General features: G+C 35.5%; 18 protein-coding genes and 1 CRISPR repeat array. Of the genes, 1 reads left to right on the top strand and 17 read right to left on the bottom strand.

What is annotated here, in order from left to right:
• Positions 1–4: 4 nt before the first annotated feature.
• The 15 genes from pstB to IGL07_RS07990 all read right to left on the bottom strand — a co-directional run bounded on the left by pstB (position 5) and on the right by IGL07_RS07990 (position 20,041).
• A complete protein-coding gene (gene pstB / locus IGL07_RS07920; protein WP_002357302.1) occupies positions 5–814 on the bottom strand; it encodes a phosphate ABC transporter ATP-binding protein PstB in 810 nt (269 codons plus the stop codon).
• 16 nt (positions 815–830) lie between these two features.
• Positions 831–1,715 carry a phosphate ABC transporter permease PstA gene (gene pstA, locus IGL07_RS07925; protein ID WP_010817348.1) on the bottom strand — a complete coding sequence of 295 codons (885 nt, stop codon included), beginning with the start codon at positions 1,713–1,715 and terminating at the stop codon, positions 831–833.
• Positions 1,715–2,635 (bottom strand): phosphate ABC transporter permease subunit PstC, encoded by a 921-nt coding sequence (pstC, locus tag IGL07_RS07930; protein ID WP_002357299.1) that lies wholly within the window; start codon positions 2,633–2,635, stop codon positions 1,715–1,717. The genes pstA and pstC overlap by 1 nt, the downstream gene beginning before the upstream one ends.
• A gap of 122 nt (positions 2,636–2,757) precedes the next feature.
• Positions 2,758–3,612 (bottom strand): phosphate ABC transporter substrate-binding protein PstS, encoded by an 855-nt coding sequence (locus IGL07_RS07935; protein ID WP_002357298.1) that lies wholly within the window; start codon positions 3,610–3,612, stop codon positions 2,758–2,760.
• Between the two features lie 273 nt (positions 3,613–3,885).
• A CRISPR array of direct repeats spans positions 3,886–5,238; the repeat unit is 36 nt; unit sequence GTTTTACTGATAAGAAATTATTGAGAGTACAAAAAC.
• Positions 5,239–5,315: 77 nt separating this feature from the next.
• On the bottom strand, positions 5,316–6,374 hold the full coding sequence (gene csn2-St, locus IGL07_RS07940) for a CRISPR-associated protein Csn2-St (RefSeq protein WP_010817350.1): 1,059 nt from the start codon (positions 6,372–6,374) through the stop codon (positions 5,316–5,318).
• Positions 6,374–6,673, bottom strand: coding sequence for a CRISPR-associated endonuclease Cas2 (gene cas2 / locus IGL07_RS07945; RefSeq protein WP_002408903.1), 300 nt, complete (start codon positions 6,671–6,673; stop codon positions 6,374–6,376). The genes csn2-St and cas2 overlap by 1 nt, the downstream gene beginning before the upstream one ends.
• 20 nt (positions 6,674–6,693) lie before the next feature.
• The gene (gene cas1, locus IGL07_RS07950) at positions 6,694–7,614 is read right to left on the bottom strand and encodes a type II CRISPR-associated endonuclease Cas1 (RefSeq protein ID WP_025189538.1); all 921 of its coding nucleotides are present in this window, start codon (positions 7,612–7,614) and stop codon (positions 6,694–6,696) included.
• A 205-nt stretch (positions 7,615–7,819) separates the two neighbouring features.
• The gene (gene cas9 / locus IGL07_RS07955) at positions 7,820–11,272 is read right to left on the bottom strand and encodes a type II CRISPR RNA-guided endonuclease Cas9 (RefSeq protein WP_010817352.1); all 3,453 of its coding nucleotides are present in this window, start codon (positions 11,270–11,272) and stop codon (positions 7,820–7,822) included.
• Between the two features lie 446 nt (positions 11,273–11,718).
• On the bottom strand, positions 11,719–12,603 hold the full coding sequence (ftsX, locus tag IGL07_RS07960) for a permease-like cell division protein FtsX (protein WP_002360154.1): 885 nt from the start codon (positions 12,601–12,603) through the stop codon (positions 11,719–11,721).
• The gene (gene ftsE, locus IGL07_RS07965) at positions 12,596–13,282 is read right to left on the bottom strand and encodes a cell division ATP-binding protein FtsE (RefSeq protein WP_002361935.1); all 687 of its coding nucleotides are present in this window, start codon (positions 13,280–13,282) and stop codon (positions 12,596–12,598) included. Before ftsE ends, ftsX begins: the two co-directional genes overlap by 8 nt.
• 105 nt (positions 13,283–13,387) lie before the next feature.
• A protein-coding gene (prfB, locus tag IGL07_RS07970; RefSeq protein WP_111997025.1) for a peptide chain release factor 2 occupies positions 13,388–14,489 on the bottom strand; the annotation gives its coding sequence in 2 pieces (ribosomal slippage) (positions 13,388–14,416 and positions 14,418–14,489; 1,101 coding nt in all).
• A 76-nt stretch (positions 14,490–14,565) separates the two neighbouring features.
• Positions 14,566–17,103, bottom strand: a complete 2,538-nt coding sequence (gene secA, locus IGL07_RS07975) for a preprotein translocase subunit SecA (RefSeq protein WP_010817353.1) — start codon at positions 17,101–17,103, stop codon at positions 14,566–14,568.
• A gap of 255 nt (positions 17,104–17,358) precedes the next feature.
• Complete coding sequence (gene hpf / locus IGL07_RS07980; protein ID WP_002357293.1) at positions 17,359–17,910, bottom strand: ribosome hibernation-promoting factor, HPF/YfiA family; 552 nt, start codon at positions 17,908–17,910, stop codon at positions 17,359–17,361.
• Between the two features lie 138 nt (positions 17,911–18,048).
• Positions 18,049–18,735: a ComF family protein gene (locus IGL07_RS07985; RefSeq protein ID WP_010817354.1), complete on the bottom strand. Its 687-nt coding sequence runs from the start codon at positions 18,733–18,735 to the stop codon at positions 18,049–18,051.
• Positions 18,725–20,041 (bottom strand): DEAD/DEAH box helicase, encoded by a 1,317-nt coding sequence (locus IGL07_RS07990; RefSeq protein WP_010817355.1) that lies wholly within the window; start codon positions 20,039–20,041, stop codon positions 18,725–18,727. The genes IGL07_RS07985 and IGL07_RS07990 overlap by 11 nt, the downstream gene beginning before the upstream one ends.
• A 272-nt stretch (positions 20,042–20,313) precedes the next feature.
• Here IGL07_RS07990 and IGL07_RS07995 point away from each other — a divergent pair, with 272 nt between their 5' ends.
• Complete coding sequence (locus tag IGL07_RS07995; protein ID WP_010817356.1) at positions 20,314–21,030, top strand: AAA family ATPase; 717 nt, start codon at positions 20,314–20,316, stop codon at positions 21,028–21,030.
• A gap of 325 nt (positions 21,031–21,355) precedes the next feature.
• Here the strand turns inward: IGL07_RS07995 and IGL07_RS08000 are convergent, their stop codons facing one another.
• Together IGL07_RS08000 and IGL07_RS08005 are read right to left on the bottom strand one after the other, a co-directional pair.
• Positions 21,356–21,691: a PTS sugar transporter subunit IIB gene (locus IGL07_RS08000; RefSeq protein WP_002360150.1), complete on the bottom strand. Its 336-nt coding sequence runs from the start codon at positions 21,689–21,691 to the stop codon at positions 21,356–21,358.
• Positions 21,692–21,811: 120 nt separating this feature from the next.
• On the bottom strand, positions 21,812–22,099 hold the full coding sequence (locus IGL07_RS08005; protein ID WP_002357286.1) for a DUF7662 domain-containing protein: 288 nt from the start codon (positions 22,097–22,099) through the stop codon (positions 21,812–21,814).
• Between the last annotated feature and the right edge of the window lie 102 nt (positions 22,100–22,201).

Below are 22,201 nucleotides of genomic sequence, written 5' to 3' on the forward strand. Positions count from 1 at the left end.
CCTCCTAACCAAAATGTCCTGAAACGTAGTCTTCCGTTGCTTGAATTTTTGGTCGTGTAAAGATTTTTCTTGTATGATCGTATTCAATGACTTTGCCCATATAGAAGAAAGCTGTATAGTCACTAATCCGCGCCGCTTGTTGCATGTTATGTGTCACAATGATGATCGTGTAATCATCTTTTAAATTCACTAACGTTTCTTCAACCGTTCCTGTTGAAATCGGATCTAACGCGCTTGCCGGTTCATCTAACAACAGAATATCTGGTTTCATCGCAATTGCCCGAGCGATACACAAACGTTGTTGTTGCCCACCAGACAGAGCTAAGGCGCTTTTGTTTAAGTTATCTTTTACTTGATCCCAAAGTGCGGCTTGCTTCAAACTTGTTTCAACGATTTCATCTAATTTTTTCTTATCCTTTTCACCATGCTGTTTCAATGCGAATGTGATATTTTCATAGATAGATTTACTAAATGGATTGGGCCGCTGAAAAACCATGCCAATGCGTTTTCTCATTTCGTAGACGTCAACTTCTTTCGTATTGACATCGACATCTTTATACATGATTTTTCCAGTAACACGTGAATTGGCAATGCCATCGTTCATACGATTTAGCGAACGTAAATACGTGGATTTACCGCAACCAGAAGGTCCAATTAAGGCGGTTATTTTGTTCTTTTCAAATTGCAAATCAACACCTTTGATAGCCTCATTGTCCCCGTAAAAGACATGTAAGTCTTCCGTGTGTAACGCAATCGGGTCTTTTTGGCTATCTAGTTGAAGTAAATGGGTATCATTTAAATTGTATTCTTTCATGCTAATTCCCCTAACATTAAGCTGATGTCATTCTCTTATAAAGACGGTTGCCGATAAAACGAGCGCCGAAATTGAAAAGTAAAACTACTAAAATTAACACAGCGGAGGCACCTGCTGAGACCGCAGCGCCATCTGGCATCGTTCCTTCGGTATTAATTTTCCAAATATGCACAGCCAACGTTTCCGCTTGACGGAAAATGCTAATTGGACTTGAAACGCTCAATGGATTCCAATTACTGAAATCTAAGGCAGGTGCGCTTTGTCCTGCTGTATAAATTAGCGCAGCGGCTTCACCGAAAATCCGACCAGAACTCAAAATAACACCTGTCAAAATTCCTGGTAACGCTTCTGGCAAAATAACTTTTTTAACTGTTTCCCAACGTGAAAGACCTAAGGCTAACCCCGCTTCACGCTGTGTATAATGAATGGCTTTCAAAGATTCCTCAACATTTCTAGTCAATAATGGTAAGTTAAAAAATGTTAATGCTAACGCACCTGATAAGATTGAAAAGCCATATCCGATTTGTACAACGAAAATCAAGAAGCCGAACAGCCCGACAACAACGGAAGGCAATGAACTTAAAATTTCAATCGAGGTACGAATTAAATCAGTCAACCAATTCTTTTTCGCATATTCCGATAAGTAAATTCCAGCACCCAATGAAATTGGAATACTAATAATCATTGTAATCAATAGTAAATATAGTGAGTTGAAAAGCTGAATACCAATCCCACCACCAACTTGATAGGCTCTGGATGGTTGTGTTAAAAATTCCCACGAAATATGTGGAATTCCTCTAGCTAAAATGTAAATCAGTAAGGCCGCCAAAATTAAAACAATGACGCCAGATATGGCATATAAGATACCTGTTGCGATTTTATCAGCTTTTTTTGCATTCATTATTTTAAGGCTCCTCTCTTACCGATAATTCGGATAACAATGTTGAATAGTAAAGACATCAACAATAGAATCAAGGCTAAAGACCAAAGAACGTTGTTTTCAACTGTTCCCATAATCGTATTCCCAATCCCCATTGTCAAAATACTTGTTAGTGTCGAAGCTGGTGTCGTCAAACTAGTTGGCATCACAGCTGCATTTCCGATTACCATTTGGATTGCTAAGGCTTCACCAAACGCACGAGCCATACCAAAGACAACCGCAGTTAAAATACCAGGCACAGCTGCCCGCAAGACAACTTTATAAATCGTTTGCCAACGCGTAGCACCAAGCGCCAACGACGCTTCACGATAATGTCTGGGCACAGCTTTTAGCGCATCCACAGTCATTGTCGTGACCGTTGGTAAAATCATAACAAATAGCACAAACGTACCAGCTAAAATACCGAAGCCAGTTCCGCCAAAGATTGAACGGACAAAAGGAACAATGACAGATAAACCAATAAATCCATAAACAACAGAGGGAATCCCTACAAGTAATTCAATAACTGGTTGTAAAAATTTCGCTCCTTTTTTAGGTGAAATTTCTGTCATAAAAACAGCCGCTCCAATCGCAAATGGCGTCGCAACAATCGCTGACAAAAACGTTACAATAAAGGAACCCGCAATCATTGGTAAAGCCCCAACCATGGGTTTACCGTCTGCGCCGATATCACTTGGGTTCCAGTTTGTTCCAAATAAGAAATCAAACACGTTAATCTTATCTTTAAAGAATGTAGCAAGTCCTTTACTTGCAACAAAATAGAAAATTGAAACAACCACTGCTACAATTAAGGCAATACATAGGAAACTAATAAATTTCCCTCGTTGCTCCATCTTGGCTCTTTTCGATTTTGTTAATAATTTTTTCTGTACATCTTCCAAGAATATTTCCTCCTCAAACAATCCAACTTTTACAGATAAAAATAGTGTACCTTTTTTACATCAATTTGTTTTTAATAACATGTAAATTTTATGTTAAGTTTGTAAATTTTGTGTTAAGAGAATTATTTAATGACATTTCCTTGCCAATCCCGTTCAATTTCCATTTTCGAAACAGGAATATACCCTAATTGACCAATCACACGTTCTTGGATATCATCTGACAACATAAAGTCTAAAAACTCTTTGGTTAAATCACTTGGATTTTTACGAGTGTACATGTGTTCATAAGACCAAATAATCCATTTATTGTTCATTACATTTTCATCTGTTGGCTGAACACCATCAATACTTAACGTAGCTACTTCATCAGTAACATATGAAAATGCGGTATAACTAATCGCTCCTGGTGTATCAGAAACAATGGAACGAACCATGCCGCTGGAATCTTGTTCTTGCGCACGAATGGCTGTTTTATCTCCCAAGACCCACTTTTCAAAAGTAGCGCGCGTACCACTACCGGCCGCTCTATTCAAAATAACAATTTTTTGGTCTTTCCCGCCAAGTTCTTTCCAGTTTGTTACTTCACCTAAAAAGATTTTCTTTAAATTTTCCATTGAGATATCTTTGACACCGACATTTTTGTTAACGATTGGTGTAATCCCAACGACAGCAACTTTATGATCAATTAAGTCTTCCGCTTTGATGCCCTTTTTCTCTTCTGCAAATAAATCAGAATTACCAATGTCTACCGCGCCAGATTGGACTTGACTCAAACCTGTTCCGCTTCCGCCACCTTGGACATTAATAAATCTTCCCGGATTTTGGCTTTGATATTCCTCACTCGCTGTCTCTACTAATGGTTGTAAAGCTGATGAGCCTACCGCTGTGATGGATTCACCACGATCAATCCATTTTGCACATCCTGTTAAAGTAAGTATACTTGCCAAACCAATAAATAATAGCAATCTTTTTTTCATCGATTCATTATTCCTCCAATTAATTTCAATCTATTCTATTTTACCATTATATGTAGGACTTGAAAATTATAAGTTATCAATTTGTTGGTACAACTGAGAAAACTCTTAAATTAAATAACAAAAAGTATCTGAAAAAGCCAATTTGGCTGTTGCTTCAGATACAAATAATTATGCTAGAAAGATGACTATATTTAAACATTTAGTGGGGATGGCTTTTTTGAAAATTATTTGGGGTATAAAAGCGAGTTCGTACATCCAACCTACTTCCTTATTGTTTTACTGATAAGAAATTATTGAGAGTACAAAAACCAGCCAGTCGGAAAAACAAGGGTATATAAAGTTTTACTGATAAGAAATTATTGAGAGTACAAAAACTAGAAGTGCCTAGGAAAAACAGACACATGAGTTTTACTGATAAGAAATTATTGAGAGTACAAAAACTCTACTGCAGTTCCAATCACTGCTTTTGCAGTTTTACTGATAAGAAATTATTGAGAGTACAAAAACTGCATGACGATCCATTTGTAAATGGTCACAGTTTTACTGATAAGAAATTATTGAGAGTACAAAAACGTATTGTTCATAAATACCGCTAGTATTGTAGTTTTACTGATAAGAAATTATTGAGAGTACAAAAACGTCCACGAACTAGGAATTTCAATTTCGTCAGTTTTACTGATAAGAAATTATTGAGAGTACAAAAACCCGTAGCGTCAAAAGAAAGTGAGGTTATTAGTTTTACTGATAAGAAATTATTGAGAGTACAAAAACAAATCACTATCTAATACTTTTGCACCCAAAGTTTTACTGATAAGAAATTATTGAGAGTACAAAAACATGCAACCACGCAGAATAGCATAATAGCGTGTTTTACTGATAAGAAATTATTGAGAGTACAAAAACAATGAAGCGGATATTTTGGCAATGACCTAGTTTTACTGATAAGAAATTATTGAGAGTACAAAAACTTTAACGAAAATTTCTATTCCTAATCCTGTGTTTTACTGATAAGAAATTATTGAGAGTACAAAAACAGTAGTTAGTAACGCTAGATTGATGATCAAGTTTTACTGATAAGAAATTATTGAGAGTACAAAAACAGGTGCACTGAAATACCAAGAATTCAAGAAGTTTTACTGATAAGAAATTATTGAGAGTACAAAAACACGATGAATTAGCGAATCTTGCTGCAAAAGGTTTTACTGATAAGAAATTATTGAGAGTACAAAAACTTCAGCGTATGCGGTTATTAAAGAAAATTGTTTTACTGATAAGAAATTATTGAGAGTACAAAAACGAATGGCGCGCAGAGGAATTAGCTAAAACAGTTTTACTGATAAGAAATTATTGAGAGTACAAAAACCTGATCAAGGGTATTCACCGATCCACGAAGTTTTACTGATAAGAAATTATTGAGAGTACAAAAACTCGATTATTACAAGCAGAGACTGCTGAAAAGTTTTACTGATAAGAAATTATTGAGAGTACAAAAACTGTCATATGCCATTGATGTATTGTTTAATGGTTTTACTGATAAGAAATTATTGAGAGTACAAAAACAAATCTGATGAATGGAAAAGCGTTGCTGATGTTTTACTGATAAGAAATTATTGAGAGTACAAAAACCTCAAATTTAAAATTTGAAATCTCATTAATAATCCTTTTGATAAAAAATATAACTTTACACGGTTAAAATTCCAAACTCACTCTTTCCGCAATAATCGTTCGCGAAAATATTGTTCTTCCAATACAGTGAGCTTTTCCATTGACGTCTCGACACACTCACTATTGTCATCTAACAATTCCTTCAACAATTTTAATAATATCATATCTTTAGGTAAAAGATAATTTTTTGTATACTGATCACCAACAAAATGACAGACTCGATAAAAAGCATCAATTAGTTGTTGATTTGTCCAAGAGAGTTGATCTGGATAATGTCGCTCGATACTTTGACGAAAAACATCAAAAACTGGCAACTGCTGATACTTATCATATAACAAAATCGTTTTCTCAACATCTTCCTCCGTATACGGTAAAGGTAAGCTTCTATTACTAAAAATAAAAAACTTCAACTGCTTTGTTTCTTGAGCCAATTTCTTTAACTGCTGAAAGATATAATGAATTGATTCCGTCTCCAAAAAACTTTCTGGATTTGTAATAACAAGCCAGACAGGCTGTTCTCTTCGGCTGATACTCCGTTGCAAGAGATAAATAAATTCAGCCAACAATTCCCCTGTATCCATCATTTCTAAAGGCAACGATTGGCCATTTTCTAAATAGTTTAATGACAACGAATACTTCAAAATATCCTGAAAATTCATTTCTAAAAAATGCGGTTCAATATTCGTTAAATAGTTATTTAATTTATCATTCATTAAATTTTCTAGTTTTAACAACTGATCATTTAAATTGCTCATTTGATTTGTAATATCAAAATCATCTTGTAAATAAAGTAATTCCTGGTGAAGTAACGTACCTTTGATAAAATTCATTTGTTGAAAAATACTTGTATTGTCCTCTAAAAAGTAAAAATCAATACTCTTTGCCTTTAACTTTTTTTCTTCTAAAAAAATTTCAATACCGTTATCTCCATAGATTGATTCTTCTAAGTCACTTAACGCTTTTTGTTTCGCAAACCGTTTTAATGTTCGTAATATTTTACGACGCCATTGGTTTTCTCCTCCATAAAAAAATACATAATCTTCCAAAAAGAATTCAATAAATTGTTGATACTGATATTCTAAACGAATTTGTTTCATTAAATCACCACCAATCGACGAACGCCAACTACTTCTTCTTGATGACTACGACTGCCCGCCAATAATAGCATATCTTGAAACTGAATTTCTGAAACATACAACAATCGAACGTTCCCTGAACGTGGTACTTTTCTCTTTAGAATTGTTTCATATTTTTTTAACGCACTACGATTGGGCAAACTCCGATAATAAATAGAATACTGCAACATAATAAATCCGTTTTCCAGTAAATGTTTTCTAAAAATTCGGTATTCTTTTTGCTCCTGTTTCGTTTCAAAGGGTAAATCAAATAAACACATTAATCGCACGACTCCTAAACTCACTTCCCCTCACACTCCAACATATTTACCAAATGAATTTTCTGAACGTTTTCAAAATCACCTGTTTCCATTGCTTTCACAAAAGCAGCTACATATTCAGACATTGCTTGGTTCATATAAATTTTTTTGTTTTTCACCTTAATCTTTTGATGTAAAAATTCCACCAAGGTTAAACGACTATGATAGGTTAAATACTTTTCATTCTTTTTCAATATCGTTTGATGAATATACCAATCCATTAATGGACGAAAAGGTTCCATTAAGTCATCAACTAGGTTAAACGAATTATATTCATTTTTATGGAAAATCCCTAACATCGGTAATAATCCTAACGCTACCACGCAACGGGCCATTTGTGCACGAATAACTGCATAGCCATAATTCATACAGGCATTTGGTAAGCACTCTTCTTCACGGGTAAAACCCACACCATACAATGAATGAAAATATACTTTTGCAACATGTCCTTCACGATTCGTTGTATCCCCTGGTAAAATTCCTTCACTAAGTTTTTCTAATACTTCCACTCGTTCGGAATTTGTTCCTAAATATTTCGCAACTGCGATTTGATTCTGAATTTTTTGTGTTACAATTTCGCACCACGCTACTTGTTTATGTTCTTCTGTCCAATTACTTTGCCAGATTGCTCGTTTCGCACTGCGATGATACTGACCAATACCAAGAAAAACACCTACAGGCATGAACGTATTATCACAAATCACGGTATCAATATGATGTTGTGCGAACTTCGCTAGTAACCGTGTAGTGATGACTGTCTGGTCGCCTTCTAAAATTACACTTTCAATATCTGTCAAAGGAATGACATATGTATTCCCTTCTTTTATCACTTCTAAATTATCTAACTTTACTTTTAATTTCTCGCCATTTTTTACGAAAACTGTTCGAAATCCCAACAACATTTCCTCCTTTTTAATAAAAAAACCGCCCTACATATGTAGGGCGGTAAATTCGGCAAAATGCCTTATTTTTGTAGATTCTCAATAATTTCTTATCAGTAAAATTATTAAAGACGCGTTTCGTCAAACGCGGTAGTCCGTCGACTACAATTAAAGATTACTACAAAAACGCTAATCATGCAACCCTTTCCTTTTCGTTTCTTCCTTTTTATTTAATAATATTCTTTGGTTCTTTTTCATAATACAGATAATGTTTCTTTCCTAAAATATCTGTATTGAATTTTCGTAACTTTTTGCCTTCTTTGCCATATTTAGCAATATTTAAATTGATGGCTCCATTATTATAAGGTTTTTGCTTAAATTGATTTTCTGCTGGCATCATTTCTTGCTCTAACCCTTTAAAATTAATACTATTAGCACTTTGGAAATTATAAAAACGCACATCATAGCGTTGGCTATCTTTCCATTCGATTTCCAAACCATCATTTTTTTGTAAAGAAAAACAGAAACGCACCACTTGTCCTTTTGTCTGTTCGGCGACTTTTTTCATGTATTCTTTTTCTGTGATTCCATACTTACCTTCCACAAAACGTAAGTCAGAATAATATAGTTGTACTGTATAATAAGCCTTAGTTTCTAAGTCTTGATAAATATCGTAGCGATATGGTTTTAAACTTTGTAGCGTAACTTTGCGACCATTTTTAGTTTTTTCAACAGGTCGTCCTTGTGAATCCTTGGTGATATTAATATGTTTATTCAATTTACCGTCATAATACTTCAAACTACGAATAAGTGGTCCATTGTTTTTTTTCGCATATTTCTGAATCGCTGGAATATCATTTTCTTCACAGTAAACAGCAAACGGTGAACGTTTAACACGCTTTACCTTACCATTTTTTTCTTCCACTTCTTGAAAATCAGGAGTTGTTTCTGCAATAGACAACAATCGTTCATAGGTCTTTTCATCAAGATCTTTCATTAAAAGTTTATCTTGTTTTTTCTTGAAGGCTTCCCAACCATCTACCGTGTAAATGTCTTTGATTTTACCGATTGTGTACTCGTCAGTCGTTATTTTTTGTTTACCACTTTTCAGCGTTTTGACTTCCGTTTTCTCTCGAACAGAATAAATAGTGGCATCACTGAGTTTGCGGTTAGCTTTACGATCCACTTGGTGAGAAAATTTAATTCTTGGATGGAGGTTTACTGGCTTCAATTGCTCACGAAAATTAGGCCATTTTACCTGATAGGTTTTTCGTTCATACTTCTTTGATTTTTTGAATTCCCGGTAAGACATTTCATCGACAATTTCACCAGTTTCGAAATCGATTTCACGCATGACTTTTTCACCAGTTTCTTCCTTCACTGCATAGTGATAACGACTAACTTTGACAAACGGGGTGACTGCACACAATGTCGCATCAACGGCATGATGATGATGTGTTTCACGAGTTTTATCTAAGTCAGCACCCCATTTTTTCCGTAAAGTATGAGTAAAACTGCCGTTAACTACTCGAACTTTCGTTTCCTGATTCGCAAAAAAACTCTGTAAGGTATTTAAAACTAAACGACTGGCATAACGCGTATCATTCAGATTTCTAGCTAAAAATTTTTCGACTTGCTCACTGTCAAAAATATTCCGCGTTTCCAATAAATTATTTTCTTTTTTATGACTAAAATGGCGACTTTCCACCCATTTTTGATAGTCATCCCAGTTGCTAAATTTCCCGTTAATTTTTTTGAAAGAACCGTCCATCCATGCATCATATGGTGTTTGTTGTCCTTTGACTTGATTAGCTTTACTTAAAACCAGTACTTTATTATTAATAGAATCATCTAAGCTAATCGAAATTGGAATAATATGATCAATTTCTGTTGAATCACTAACCAATAATTCAGGAGAAATAGACAGTCCTGTATAGGCACATATGCCATCTTGTTCGTAATAGTATAATAACTTAGCTAAAAAACGACGATTTTTTTGAATGGTCGTTTGAAATTTTTCTTGGCTCCATCCAGACTTTTGCATAAAATAACTTTGGCTGTCATTCTTTCGTTGACTATTCTTTGCATGTAATTCTTTTATTCGTTTTTTTTCATCTTCTTCGTTATCGTCCCTAGGCATTTCAATAGTGATGTAACGAATTTGCTCTTTTCCATATTTTACTAACAAAGCATCTATGACTTTGAAGGCTTGACTCACTGTTTTGTTCACCGTTGGATTATAAATCTCTGTCAAAACATCTTTTGTTGGTAATTTTTTATATTCACTATAACGTTTTCTAACATCTGACTTTAACTGAAACTGTTCTAATAGTGTATTTTGTTCTGAAGTAGCGTTCATTAGTTCTGGAATTAATAAGTGTAATGTCTTTAAAGAAAAACGATGCCACGCTTGCGAGCTAACACTTTGACTCAATTCTTTGTAGCGATCCAAAACGAGTAACTTCACAGATTCAGCTAATTCAGGCAGTTCAAAAGCTAACGTATTTTCAATCCCTTCGCGTTCGGTATTTAAGGTTAAAACTTTTGCTAAACAGTCGATCGTTTCTGTTGGTAACGTAGCCAAATCGATCCCTGATTCTGCAAAAATTTTTCGCCAATTCCGATAGCCTTTTAATGTATGAATTTCTGGTTTACCTTTTTTATCCAAACGCCAACCACTTAATCGTTCTTTTTTTACACCCAGCAATTTAGCCACATCATTAACGCCAAAACGAGTAAATTCTTTGGTCATTAATTCTGCTAAAATGTATTCTTTTTGTTCTGGCGAAAGTGGTATTTCTCCATCAATTTTTAAATTGGTTAAATCATTGAGTAAATTATATTGTTGTGCAGATAGACTTAAGCCGCTTGCTCGTAGTTCACCTTGAAAGTCTTTGCCAATCAATCTATCAAAAATATTTGTTGCTGGTTGGCCTGTTTTTTTAAAATCAGACCAACGACCATAAGGACTGTTATTGGCTTCATTTCCTGGTCCATGATAATACGGTCGTTTGCGATAAATTAATCCAGCTTCCTCTGCAATACCAGGCTGTACAAATAATGCAATCCAATCATCTGTCAATTCGTTAGGATAAAAGGCTTGTTGGGTTTTAAGAATGGTTGCCAATTCATTTGCATAAGCAGAAACTTTAAAAACATTTAACTGATAATTACCTTGAGCATTGATTCCTGTTTTCACTCGATTATTTTCTTTCAGCCGCTGTAATTGGATTTGACCCGGCGTATATTTTGTTAACAACTGAGCATTTTTCCTAACTTGTTCCTTATAATCTTGGCTTTCTTTCGCTGCTTCCGTATCATCTTCGTCTAAGTAACTAATTCCACGTTTTTTTAAAATGTGAAGAGTCACTTTATAAATTTCTCCTTTGCTTAATGGTTCTGTCAATCCTTTTACTCTTAATTGGTACGGGCAACTATTTTTTAATGATTTATCTTCATAAAATCCAACAGCCGCAAGTATTTTTTTTGCATCTTTTAAGCGATTCGTTTTCCGTCTAATTAAACGACGTCCACCACGATTTGTGCGTCGTTCTAAATTTTTTTCACTATTTTTCGCACTAAATAAACGGACACCTAAATCAATAACATTGCCTGTCCGTTCATCAATCACTGACCAACCAACACTACTAATCCCTAAATCTAAACCGATACTGTACATGAGAACCTCCTTTAAGCAATGACAATTAATAATTTAATTATACAATATTTTTTGTAAAGGGATACAATTTTCAATAAATAATTTTCAGAAATTTATGATAACTATTATCCCTTTAATTTATCATGATTTAGAAAGAAAAAAATAACAACTTCCACAATTTTAATCTACGGTTATCTGCTTATACTTAAATAATATATACGTTTTAAGCATCTGGCAATAAATTTCACCATTAACTAGGTCCTCCCGTATACAAAATCTACTACAGACTCCGATGGATTGGTGTATTGATTATTAACTAAAAAATGACACATAAGTCGAGTCAACTTATGTGTCATTTTTTAACTTTTAAGATAGTCTACTGAACAAAAACATTTCTCCTATCACAACAATCTCTATGTGATAGATCACTTAGATGGCAAGGTTTTTGCCCGCAAAATTATACTTTTTTAAATTTTCAAGAAACGACGCATTGAAATAACTGAACCTAGTGATCCAATAATCATTCCTGTTGCAATCATTAATAGATTAACTTTCCAGATAAAATCTTCTGGACGAATTAATGAATAATTCGAGCGCAATAACTGCGGGTTGAACATGTTATAAACTTGATGGTAGCCTAACGTCATAATGATGACTGGCACGATTGCGCCAATCAAACCAATCCAGGCACCTTCTAAGAAGAACGGCCAACGAATGAAACTGTTTTTCGCTCCTACAAGACGCATAATTTGGATTTCTTTTTGACGAGATAAAATCGTAATCCGAATGGTATTGGAAATTAAGAACACTGCAACGAATAAAAGTAATGCAGCCGCCGCTAAGCCCCAAGTTCGAACGGTTTGAGCGATTTTAAAGATTTTGTCTGAGTTTACACCACCGTAATCGGCTTTAAAAACACTTGGGAATTTAGCTGCTTGTTTCGCAATATCTTTCGTGTCTTCTGGTGTTTTCGCACGGACATAATACACATCGTATAATGGGTTACTGTCGCCTTCGAAAAGATTCCAAGCATCCCCCATTTGTTCTTGGATTTTTTTCAATTGTTGATCTTTGTTTGAATAAGAAATATCTTCAACATTGTCTAATCCTTTAAGTTGTTTTTCTAATGTTTTCATTTCATTTTGTTTTGTACCAATATCGACAAAAACTGACACTGTCACGTTTTTTTCGACATCATCAGCAAGTTTCGTTGCATTAAAAATAACGCCCATAAAAATACCAACTAAAACTAATGTAATTGTAACCGCACTTGCTGAGGCAACAGTCATCCAACCGTTCCGTTTTAAACTTTTGATACTTTCAAATAAATGAGAAAAGAATGTTCTAATCATCGTAGCCGTATTCTCCTTCCACTTGGTCACGGATAATGCGACCATTTTCAATGGCAATAACACGGTGACGAATCGTATTTACAATTGTACTATTATGCGTTGCCATCACGACTGTTGTTCCTTGTGCGTTAATCCGGTCCAACAATTTCATGATTTCCCATGAATTCTCTGGATCTAAGTTCCCAGTTGGTTCATCGGCAATTAAAACTTTCGGTGTATTTACAATTGCTCGTGCAATGGATACCCGTTGCTGTTCCCCACCAGAAAGTTCGCTTGGAAAAACACGTACCTTATGTTTTAGACCGACTAAATCTAAAACTTCCATCACGCGTTTTTTGATTTCGCGAGGACGTCGTCCGATAACTTGCATCGCATAGGCCACATTCTCATACACAGTTTTCTTCGGTAATAGTTTATAGTCTTGGAAAACGATGCCGATTTCACGACGTAAATAAGGAACTTCTTTATTTTTTATTTTCATTAAATCATGACCTGCAACTGTCAAATTACCTTTTGTTGCTTTTTCTTCACGATACATTAATCTAATAAAGGTTGATTTCCCTGCACCTGAGGGACCAACCACATAGACGAACTCGCCTTGGTCAATCTCTACTGAAATATTCCGAATCGCTGTTGTACCATTCGAATATTTCTTCATTACATCTTTCATTTCAATCATGGCGTTCTCTCCATCTCTTTTTTCTTCAATCCTACTTATTATAACATGTGAATATTGCAAACTTCTTGCATTAAGTTACATTTTTATTTCAATTTAATGAAGAGCTTAACTTAAGCGCTGTTTTAAGTAGGCATCAATGAAACCATCAAGGTCTCCATCCATCACAGCTTGTACATTACCGGTTTCGTAATTTGTCCGATGGTCTTTGACCATTGAATACGGATGGAACACGTAAGAACGGATTTGTGAGCCCCAGCCAATTTCCATTTGTTCACCACGTAAACTTGCTGCTTCTTGGGCTTTCTTTTCCATTTCCAATTGATATAATTTGGCTTTTAACATACTCATTGCTTGCTCACGGTTTTTTAATTGAGAACGTTGTGCTTGGCTTGCGACAACGGTGCCTGTTGGAATATGTGTGATTCGAACAGCCGATTCTGTTTTATTAATATGCTGACCACCGGCACCACTTGCTCGATAGGTATCAATTTTTAAGTCATCTGGATTGATCGCAATTTCTATTGTGTCGTCTAATTCAGGCATTACATCAACTGAACAAAACGAAGTATGACGGCGTTTAGCGGAATCAAAGGGCGAAATCCGCACAAGACGATGGACACCTTTTTCTGATTTTAGGTAGCCATAGGCATTGTAACCTTTGATTAATAAGGTGACACTTTTAATCCCTGCTTCATCTCCAGCTTGGTAATCCAACGTTTCAACTTGGAAACCATGACTTTCTGCCCAACGTGTGTACATTCGTAAAAGCATACTTCCCCAATCTTGTGATTCAGTACCACCGGCACCAGGGTGTAATTCAATTAGGGCGTTATTATGATCATATGGCTCATTTAGTAGTAAGGATAGCTCATAAGTTGTTAAACGTTCTTGCAAGAGATGAATTCTTTCTTCCAATTCTTCTTGAATCTCTGCATCATATTCTTCTTGTTGTAATTCAAACATCACCGTTAATTCGTCAAGTTCCTCAGAGAGCTGATGAAATTGTTGATATTTTTCTTTCAAACTATTGGTTTCGTTAATTAGCTTTTGAGCCGTTTCTGTGTTGTCCCAAAAACCAGGTTCTCCCATCCGATTTTCCGCCTCGGCAATGTCTTCTTCTAACTGGTCTAAGTCAAAGAGACCTCCTGAAGCTAGTAATTTTTTGTGTCATTTCGTCTAATAATGTACGAATTTCTGGGTTTTCCAAAATGATTCCTTCTTTCTCTTTATGGTAAAAAGAGCAAAGGCGGGACAAATTGCCCCACCCTGCGTTTTTTCTTTAATTAAGCGTTTTTCCCATGACAATTTTTGAATTTTTTGCCACTTCCGCATGGGCATAAATCATTACGGCCCACTTTTTTATCTACACGCACAGGTTGACGCTTCGCACTTGTGTTGCTTTGTGCAGCTGCATCTTGTTCTGTTTCTGGATGTTCCGCTTGTCCTTGAGCTACTTGCTCACGTTGGACATTTTGGCGAATTTCCGATTTCATGAATAAACGTGTTACTTCATATTCGATTGAACCCACCATATTGTTATACATAGAATAACCTTCTGTTTGATATTCTACTAATGGGTTGTTTTGACCGTACGCACGTAAGCCGACAGATTGGCGTAATTGATCCATCGCATCAATGTGATCTGTCCATTTAGTATCGACGACACGCAAGATGACTACTTTTTCAAATTCTAGCAATTGTTCTTGACCATTCAATTGTTGAGATTTTTCTTCAAATACTTCTTGCGCACGTGCCACTAAGTAGTCTTTGATTTCTTCAGCTGATTTATTTTCTAAATCTTTTTTAGAAATCGTATCTTCATGGACAAGTGTTGAGGCTGCAAAATCGACAATCCCATCTAAATTCCATTCTTCTTTTTCTAATTGTGTATGGCTATCCACCACTCGGCCAATCGTCCGTTTTACCATGCCCATCAATACATCAGACAAGTCATTTTCTTCCATAATTACTTCTTGTCGTTGCGCATAAATAACTTCACGTTGCTCGCGCATCACGTCATCGTATTGTAAGACATTTTTACGTGTGTCATAGTTATTTCCTTCCACACGTTTTTGAGCAGATTCTACTTGGCGAGTAAACATTTTACTTTGAATAACTGCATCTTCTTCTTGCACATTCATTCGTTCTAAGAATGTTTTAATTCGTTCTGAACCAAAGCGTTTCATTAAGTCATCTTCTAAAGATAAATAAAATTGTGAAACCCCTGGATCCCCTTGACGTCCTGCACGTCCACGCAACTGATTATCAATACGACGTGACTCATGACGTTCTGTCCCGATAACCGCTAGACCACCTAGTTCAAGTACACCTAAACCAAGTTTAATATCCGTTCCACGACCAGCCATATTTGTTGCAATTGTAACTGCGCCTTTTTGACCAGCGTTCATAATGATTTCGGCTTCTTTAAAGTGATTTTTCGCATTTAATACTTCATGAGGAATTTTAGCTGCGTTTAATTTATCAGAAAGTAATTCTGATGTTTCTACCGCAACAGTCCCTACCAACACTGGTTGCCCTTTGTGGTAACGTTCTTTAATATCTTCCACCACTGCGTTAAATTTACTTTCCAAGGTTGGATAAAGTAAATCTGGACGATCGTCACGGATAATTGGACGATTGGTTGGGATTTGAATGACTTGAATATTGTAAATTTCACGGAATTCTTCTTCTTCTGTTTTAGCAGTACCAGTCATCCCGGCTAGTTTTTTGTACATCCGGAAGTAGTTTTGGAACGTAATCGTCGCCATTGTTTTTGTTTCATCTTCAATTTCGACGCCTTCTTTTGCTTCAATCGCTTGATGCAAGCCATCAGAATAACGACGACCATCCATGATACGACCAGTAAATTGGTCAACAATTAAGACTTTATTGTCTTGAACCACGTAATCAATGTCTAGTAACATGATATAGTTTGCCCGTAACGCTTGATCTAAATGGTGCGTTAATGCTGTATTTTCAATATCGTAAAGGTTATCCAATCCGAAAGTTTGTTCAGCTTTTTCAATACCTGCTTCTGTTAAACCAATTGTTTTAGACTGAATATCAATTTTGTAGTCTTCATCTTCTTTTAAGCGTTTGACAAAATTATCGGCACGCGTATAGAGTGCTGTCGATTTTTCAGCTTGTCCAGAAATAATTAATGGGGTTCTTGCTTCATCAATTAAGATTGAATCCACTTCATCGACAATTGCATAGTTTAATGGACGTTGAACCATTTGGCTGCGATAAACAACCATGTTATCACGCAAATAGTCAAATCCTAATTCGTTATTTGTACTATAAGTGATATCACAGTTATACGCTTCACGTTTTTCATCAGAAGATTTAGAGTTAATGTTTAAGCCAACGCTTAAGCCTAAGAAATTATATAATTCTCCCATTTCGTTAGAGTCACGGGTTGCTAAGTATTCATTAACTGTAACAACGTGTACTCCTTCGCCAGATAGTGCATTCAAGTATACAGGCATTGTGGCAGTCAAGGTTTTCCCTTCACCTGTTCTCATTTCAGGAATGTTCCCGTCATGAAGCACAATCCCACCCATTAATTGGACACGGTATGGGAATAAACCTAGTACTCGTTTAGCAGCTTCACGGACAACCGCAAACGCTTCTGGTAATAGTTCGTCTAAGGTTTCCCCTTTTTGATAACGGGCTTTAAATTCATCTGTTTTTTCACGTAATTGTTCATCGCTTAGTTGTTCCATTGCACTTGCATGTGCATCAATTTTATCGGCGATTTTTTCTAATCGTCTTAATTCTTTTTTATCGTTTTCAATCATTTTTTTCAAAAAATTTGCCATTGGTATCTGTGTTCCTTTCAATTACCTCTTTTTATTTTTGTATCCTTTTTGTACAAGAAGCACAATCTATCCGTTTTATTTTATCATTACTTGACGAGAAAGAAAACCATTTCTCTCTATTTTGCAGACATTTTCCTTTAAAAGAGGAACTTTTAAAGTTATTTTATGTATTTCTTTATTTTTTCTTTACTCCGTGCTTTAAAGATGTTTAAAGAGCTGAAATGCACGAAGGCATTTCAGCTCTTATTTTAAGCTTTAGTCTGTTTCAATCAAGCCATATTTGCCATCTTTACGACGGTAAACAATGCTTGTTCCATTTGTTTCAGCATCTTCAAAAATGAAGAAGTTGTGTCCTAACATGTTCATTTGTAAAACAGCTTCTTCACTGTCCATCGGTTTTAATGATAGACGTTTTGTACGAACGATGTCTAATTCTGAAGGTGTTTCTTCTGTTTCTTCACCAACTAAGAAGACAGCGGCTTTTGTATTGTTACGTCCTGTTTCACGAGATTTTCTGTTGATTTTTGTTTTAAATTTACGAATTTGTCGTTCTAATTTATCGACAACCAAATCAATACTTGCGTATAAATCAGGTGACGTTTCTTCAGCTCGTAAAACTAGATAAGGAAGAGGAATAGTAACCTCGACTTTGGCTGTTTTTTCAGTGTACACTTTCAAATTCACGTGAACCGTTGCTTCAGGTGAATCGCTGAAATATCTTTCTAATTTACCGACTTTTTTCTCAACATAGTCTCGAATCGCTTCGGTTACCTCGATATTTTCTCCACGTACATTATATCTAAACATAACAATTACCCCTTTCATCTACCAGTAAAGAAAAGATTAAAGGACCACTCTTTAATTCCCTTCTTCTTAATTTCATTATATCGAATAATCTGGGTTTTGCCAACAAAATAGTCATCAAATTTATGAATTCTTTTCTTTTTACCGCGCGAGAGTAAACGTATTCAAACTTTTAGGATAACAGTCATTGATAACAGCCGCTGCGTGAAAAAGAGTTCGTCCAGTGGTATAGATGTCATCCACCAAAATAATAGAACAATTTTTTAATTTTTTTTGATTTTCTTTTGGGATGTCAAATGGTTGTTGCAACCGCATCCTTTCCTTTCTAGTTTTCTTAGATTGCGGAACATTTTCCTCTTTTCTAATTAAAAAAGGGCTGTACGGAACATCAGCCGCTTCTAGTAAGCCAATTACTTGGTTGAAGCCTCGTTCTTGCATTCGTTTTTCGGATAAGGGCACCGGAATTATATAGTCCGCAGATTGTTGCTGAAAGTAAAAGTTGATTTCCTCGTTAAAACACATTCTTAAGCGATAGTCTCCTTGAAATTTATAGCGTTCCATCCACTCTTGCATTCCTTCATCATAATGAAACAACGCTGTATTATGAAAAGAATACTCTGGATAAAGCAGCTGCCACCTTTGACAATCAAAACAATAATGCTCTTGGCTGACGCGACTACAGCCAAAACAAGTGCCTGTCATTGGCAGTTTCTGGAACTTTGCTTGGCAGTGCTGGCAAAGTGAAGGCCTCGCCCATTTTTTAAAACGTAAGAGCATTTTTAATGTTATCTCCAAACGAATGGGGCTTGCGCAATTTTTACAATCCATCTAACATCCCTCGTTTGCTAGCCAAGCGATTCATTTGCTTTATTTGCCGAATTGCCTCTTTCATGTCTCTTGTTTCCCCATCATGTAAAAATAAAACTTCGCCGTAATTGAATTCTTGTCTTCGATCGACTCGGCCCGCAATTTGGACAAGTGTTGAAGAAGTGAAGACTCGATGATTGGCACCATAAACAATAACTGAGACTGCATCAAAAGTCACACCACGTTCTAAAATGGTTGTAGTGATCAAAATATCCGTTTTCTGCTGACGCATTGCTTGAACTTTTTCCAGACGAAGTTCATCACTACCATAAACGACGACAACTTCTTTGTCGGAAAATCGCTCAGCTATTAATGGATGCAATTGGTGAATTAATGGAATGCTTGGGCAAAATAATAAAACTGAATTACGCACCAATAAACGTTTCAAATGATGTGCAATGATTTTAATATTTTTGGTAGAAATACGTTGCCACGACTGAACCCAAAATCGGCGTGGCACAGGTAATGGCCTACGATGATATCTTGCTGGCAAAATACTGGCCGCTAACTTCTTTTGCTGTAAAAGCTTCCGTAATTCTTTCGTAGGGGTTGCTGTTAAGTACACCAAACTACTTCTTTTTTTTCGTGCGTTACGCACTCCATAATAAAGATGCTCGTTATTAACAAAAGGAAAAGAGTCGACTTCATCAACGATAAGTAAATCAAACGCTTGATGGAATTTCAATAATTGATGGGTGGTGCAAATCACTAGTTTCGTATAACGATACGCTTCTTGACTGTTTCCATGAAGTAAAGCAATTGCTTCGTGAGGAAAAACCGCTTGGATTCTGGGAAACAGTTCTAAGCAAACATCGACACGCGGCGAAGCCAGCGCAATTCGTCCCCCTTCTTGTAAGGTTTGGTGCAAAACAGCAAATAACATTTCTGTTTTGCCTGCACCTGTAACTGCCCACACTAAGCGATTCTCCCTTATTTTTACCGTCTCACAAAGTTCAACTGAGATCGCTTGCTGTCCCTTTGTTAATTGTCCAGACCACTCAAAAAAGACAGTTCTTGGGCTATTGGGCCTTTCTGGTAAATGACAAAATTTTTGACAAGAAGTCACACGGCCTAATTGAATGCACGCATGACAGTAGTATACATTTGTCGCCAGTCTGTTTTCTTTTTTGGATACGACTTCTCCGCACCGCTGACATTGAATTGTTAGGGTTGAACGCTCTAACATTGTTGATAAATAAACCAGTTTTGTCTGTATTGAAGGTTCTGTTTCTTCAAGAATTATTTTACGTCCATGCAAATCTTCCATGTTAACCACCTCAATTATAAAATACGCATTTCTCTAGCTTTTTTGCGAAAAAGGAGATCTCCCACCGTTATCTTTCTATTCTTATCTAGTCGTTACCTACTAAACAAACTCTTGATACGCTTTATTGTTTACACGAATCTTCTACTTTCGACTTACCTATATGCAGCTTTTTTATAAACAAATTTATCTACCTTTAAAGAAAAATTAATGTTAAAGTATATCTAGTAATTCAAGCTTTAATTTGAAAAGACTAGAAAGGAGCAAGCTTTATCATGGAAAATATTTTTTTAAAAAGACTAGAATTCAAAGCTTTTGAAGAAGATTCTGTTTTTTCAAAAATTGAAGGGCTGAATAAATTTAATTCACTAAATTTTAAAAAACCTATTACTTTTTTTTCAGGTGAAAATGGAACTGGAAAATCCACTTTACTAGAAGCAATCGCAGTCAACTGGGGATTTAATCCTGAAGGCGGTAGTATTAATTTTAATTTCTCTACAAACGATACTCACTTGGATTTATATAATTATTTAACTGTTGGAAAAAGTGTAAAGCGTGCTACGGATGGTTTCTTTTTAAGAGCTGAAAGTTTCTACAATGTTGCTACATATGCAGAAAATATAGACTTAGATTTTTCTGAATACGGCGATAAATCCCTACATCATCAATCACACGGCGAAAGTTTTTTGAATCTGGTGAACCATCGGTTTAGAGGAAATGGTCTGTACCTGTTAGATGAACCTGAAGCGGCTCTCTCACCTCAACGCCAACTAGCCTTAATGATATCTATAAAAAAACTAATTGATGAGGGGTCTCAGTTTATTATTGTCTCTCATTCACCTATATTACTTGCAATGCCTGACTCACAAATTATTTCTTTTGATAAAGATAGTCCTTTAGAAATCACGTATGAAGAAAGTATGCCTTATGAAATAACCTCATTATTTTTAAACAACAAAAACAGAATTATCTCTCATTTATTTGCTGAATAAGTCTGTTATTCGAAATGCTTATGCCATACTATAATGACTCGTATATAAAAATATTGTTAATCATTCTTTGAATTACAACTTTTAGACTACGGAAAAAGGCGTTTATTATTCAGAAAATAGATTGTTAAGTATGCTTTTTTAGTATCTAGATTAAAGTAAAAAATTAAAGACAGTTATCTTTCTCTAGCTCATAGGACTAATTTCGGCTCTATAATTTATGAAACTGATAAACCAGAATGGCTGCTTCAGCTTAATTCCAATTAACTAAAATCATAAAAAAAGACAAGTTGCTTTTTCGAAGATTCTCGAAAAAACAACTTGTTTTTTACTCTTTTTTATCTGCTTGTGCTAACAAACCCAAGGCTTGTTCCAACACTTTTTCCCCGTTCATTAAGCCGTAATCAGACATGCTAATGACATCTGTTGGGATACCTTTTGGTGATAGACGCTTTTCAAAATCACTCTTCATATAACGAACTTGTGGACCTAACAATAACACATCGACTGGATTATTTTCTAAATTTGTTTCTGCTTCCGATGCAGAAGCCGCAAATATATGGGCATCTAAGCCTTGATTAAATGCTGCTTTTTGCATTTTTGTAACAAGTAAACTAGTACTCATTCCTGCGGAGCAAACTAACATAATTGTTTTTTTTGACATTTTAACAGCCCCTTTTACCATTGCCTTTTTCAATTTTCAACATTATCTATTAAAAATATTATAGTGTAAAGTTAATTTTTGTCAATCATTCTTGTTTTTTAAAGCGGATACAATCTTGGTTTAAACGTACCATGCTGACTTCAGTAATTTATTAAATACCACATATTCTTTTTCCAAATTCACTTGAACTACTTGGTAACTCGCATTCAACCAACCATAAGCGCCCTTTTCTGGATGCTTATAATCGTTTGCCCACCAATCGACATCTGTCTTAGCAGTTTTTGGTAAACCAGAATGAGGGAATAACAATTCATCAAACTGGGTAAAGGTCAAGGTAACTTGGGAACCGCCATTCGTTTTCAAATAATGAGTAATTGTATCATATTTTTTCTGTCGTGTATGTACCATTTTCCAGCGCCTCCCTTTTCTCTATCATACCTTATTATAACGTTTTTTTCCAAAAATCTCACAAAAAAGATGAGAGAAAAAGTTGCTATTCAGTTGATTCTT

Source organism: Enterococcus sp. DIV1368f, assembly GCF_051712245.1.
Lineage (GTDB): Bacteria > Bacillota > Bacilli > Lactobacillales > Enterococcaceae > Enterococcus > Enterococcus faecalis.

Excerpts from the sequence above, each read along its gene's own strand:
- ftsX (WP_002360154.1), bottom strand. The coding sequence starts at position 12,603 with ATGATTAGAACATTCTTTTCTCATTTATTTGAAAGTATCAAAAGTTTA.
- secA (WP_010817353.1), bottom strand. The coding sequence starts at position 17,103 with ATGGCAAATTTTTTGAAAAAAATGATTGAAAACGATAAAAAAGAATTA.
- IGL07_RS07985 (WP_010817354.1), bottom strand. The coding sequence starts at position 18,735 with ATGGATTGTAAAAATTGCGCAAGCCCCATTCGTTTGGAGATAACATTA.
- IGL07_RS08000 (WP_002360150.1), bottom strand. The coding sequence starts at position 21,691 with ATGTCAAAAAAAACAATTATGTTAGTTTGCTCCGCAGGAATGAGTACT.
- csn2-St (WP_010817350.1), bottom strand. The coding sequence starts at position 6,374 with ATGAAACAAATTCGTTTAGAATATCAGTATCAACAATTTATTGAATTC.
- cas1 (WP_025189538.1), bottom strand. The coding sequence starts at position 7,614 with ATGTTGTTGGGATTTCGAACAGTTTTCGTAAAAAATGGCGAGAAATTA.
- ftsE (WP_002361935.1), bottom strand. The coding sequence starts at position 13,282 with ATGATTGAAATGAAAGATGTAATGAAGAAATATTCGAATGGTACAACA.
- IGL07_RS07990 (WP_010817355.1), bottom strand. The coding sequence starts at position 20,041 with ATGGAAGATTTGCATGGACGTAAAATAATTCTTGAAGAAACAGAACCT.
- cas2 (WP_002408903.1), bottom strand. The coding sequence starts at position 6,673 with ATGTGTTTATTTGATTTACCCTTTGAAACGAAACAGGAGCAAAAAGAA.
- cas9 (WP_010817352.1), bottom strand. The coding sequence starts at position 11,272 with ATGTACAGTATCGGTTTAGATTTAGGGATTAGTAGTGTTGGTTGGTCA.
- IGL07_RS08005 (WP_002357286.1), bottom strand. The coding sequence starts at position 22,099 with ATGGTACATACACGACAGAAAAAATATGATACAATTACTCATTATTTG.
- IGL07_RS07935 (WP_002357298.1), bottom strand. The coding sequence starts at position 3,612 with ATGAAAAAAAGATTGCTATTATTTATTGGTTTGGCAAGTATACTTACT.
- hpf (WP_002357293.1), bottom strand. The coding sequence starts at position 17,910 with ATGTTTAGATATAATGTACGTGGAGAAAATATCGAGGTAACCGAAGCG.
- IGL07_RS07995 (WP_010817356.1), top strand. The coding sequence starts at position 20,314 with ATGGAAAATATTTTTTTAAAAAGACTAGAATTCAAAGCTTTTGAAGAA.
- pstA (WP_010817348.1), bottom strand. The coding sequence starts at position 1,715 with ATGAATGCAAAAAAAGCTGATAAAATCGCAACAGGTATCTTATATGCC.
- pstB (WP_002357302.1), bottom strand. The coding sequence starts at position 814 with ATGAAAGAATACAATTTAAATGATACCCATTTACTTCAACTAGATAGC.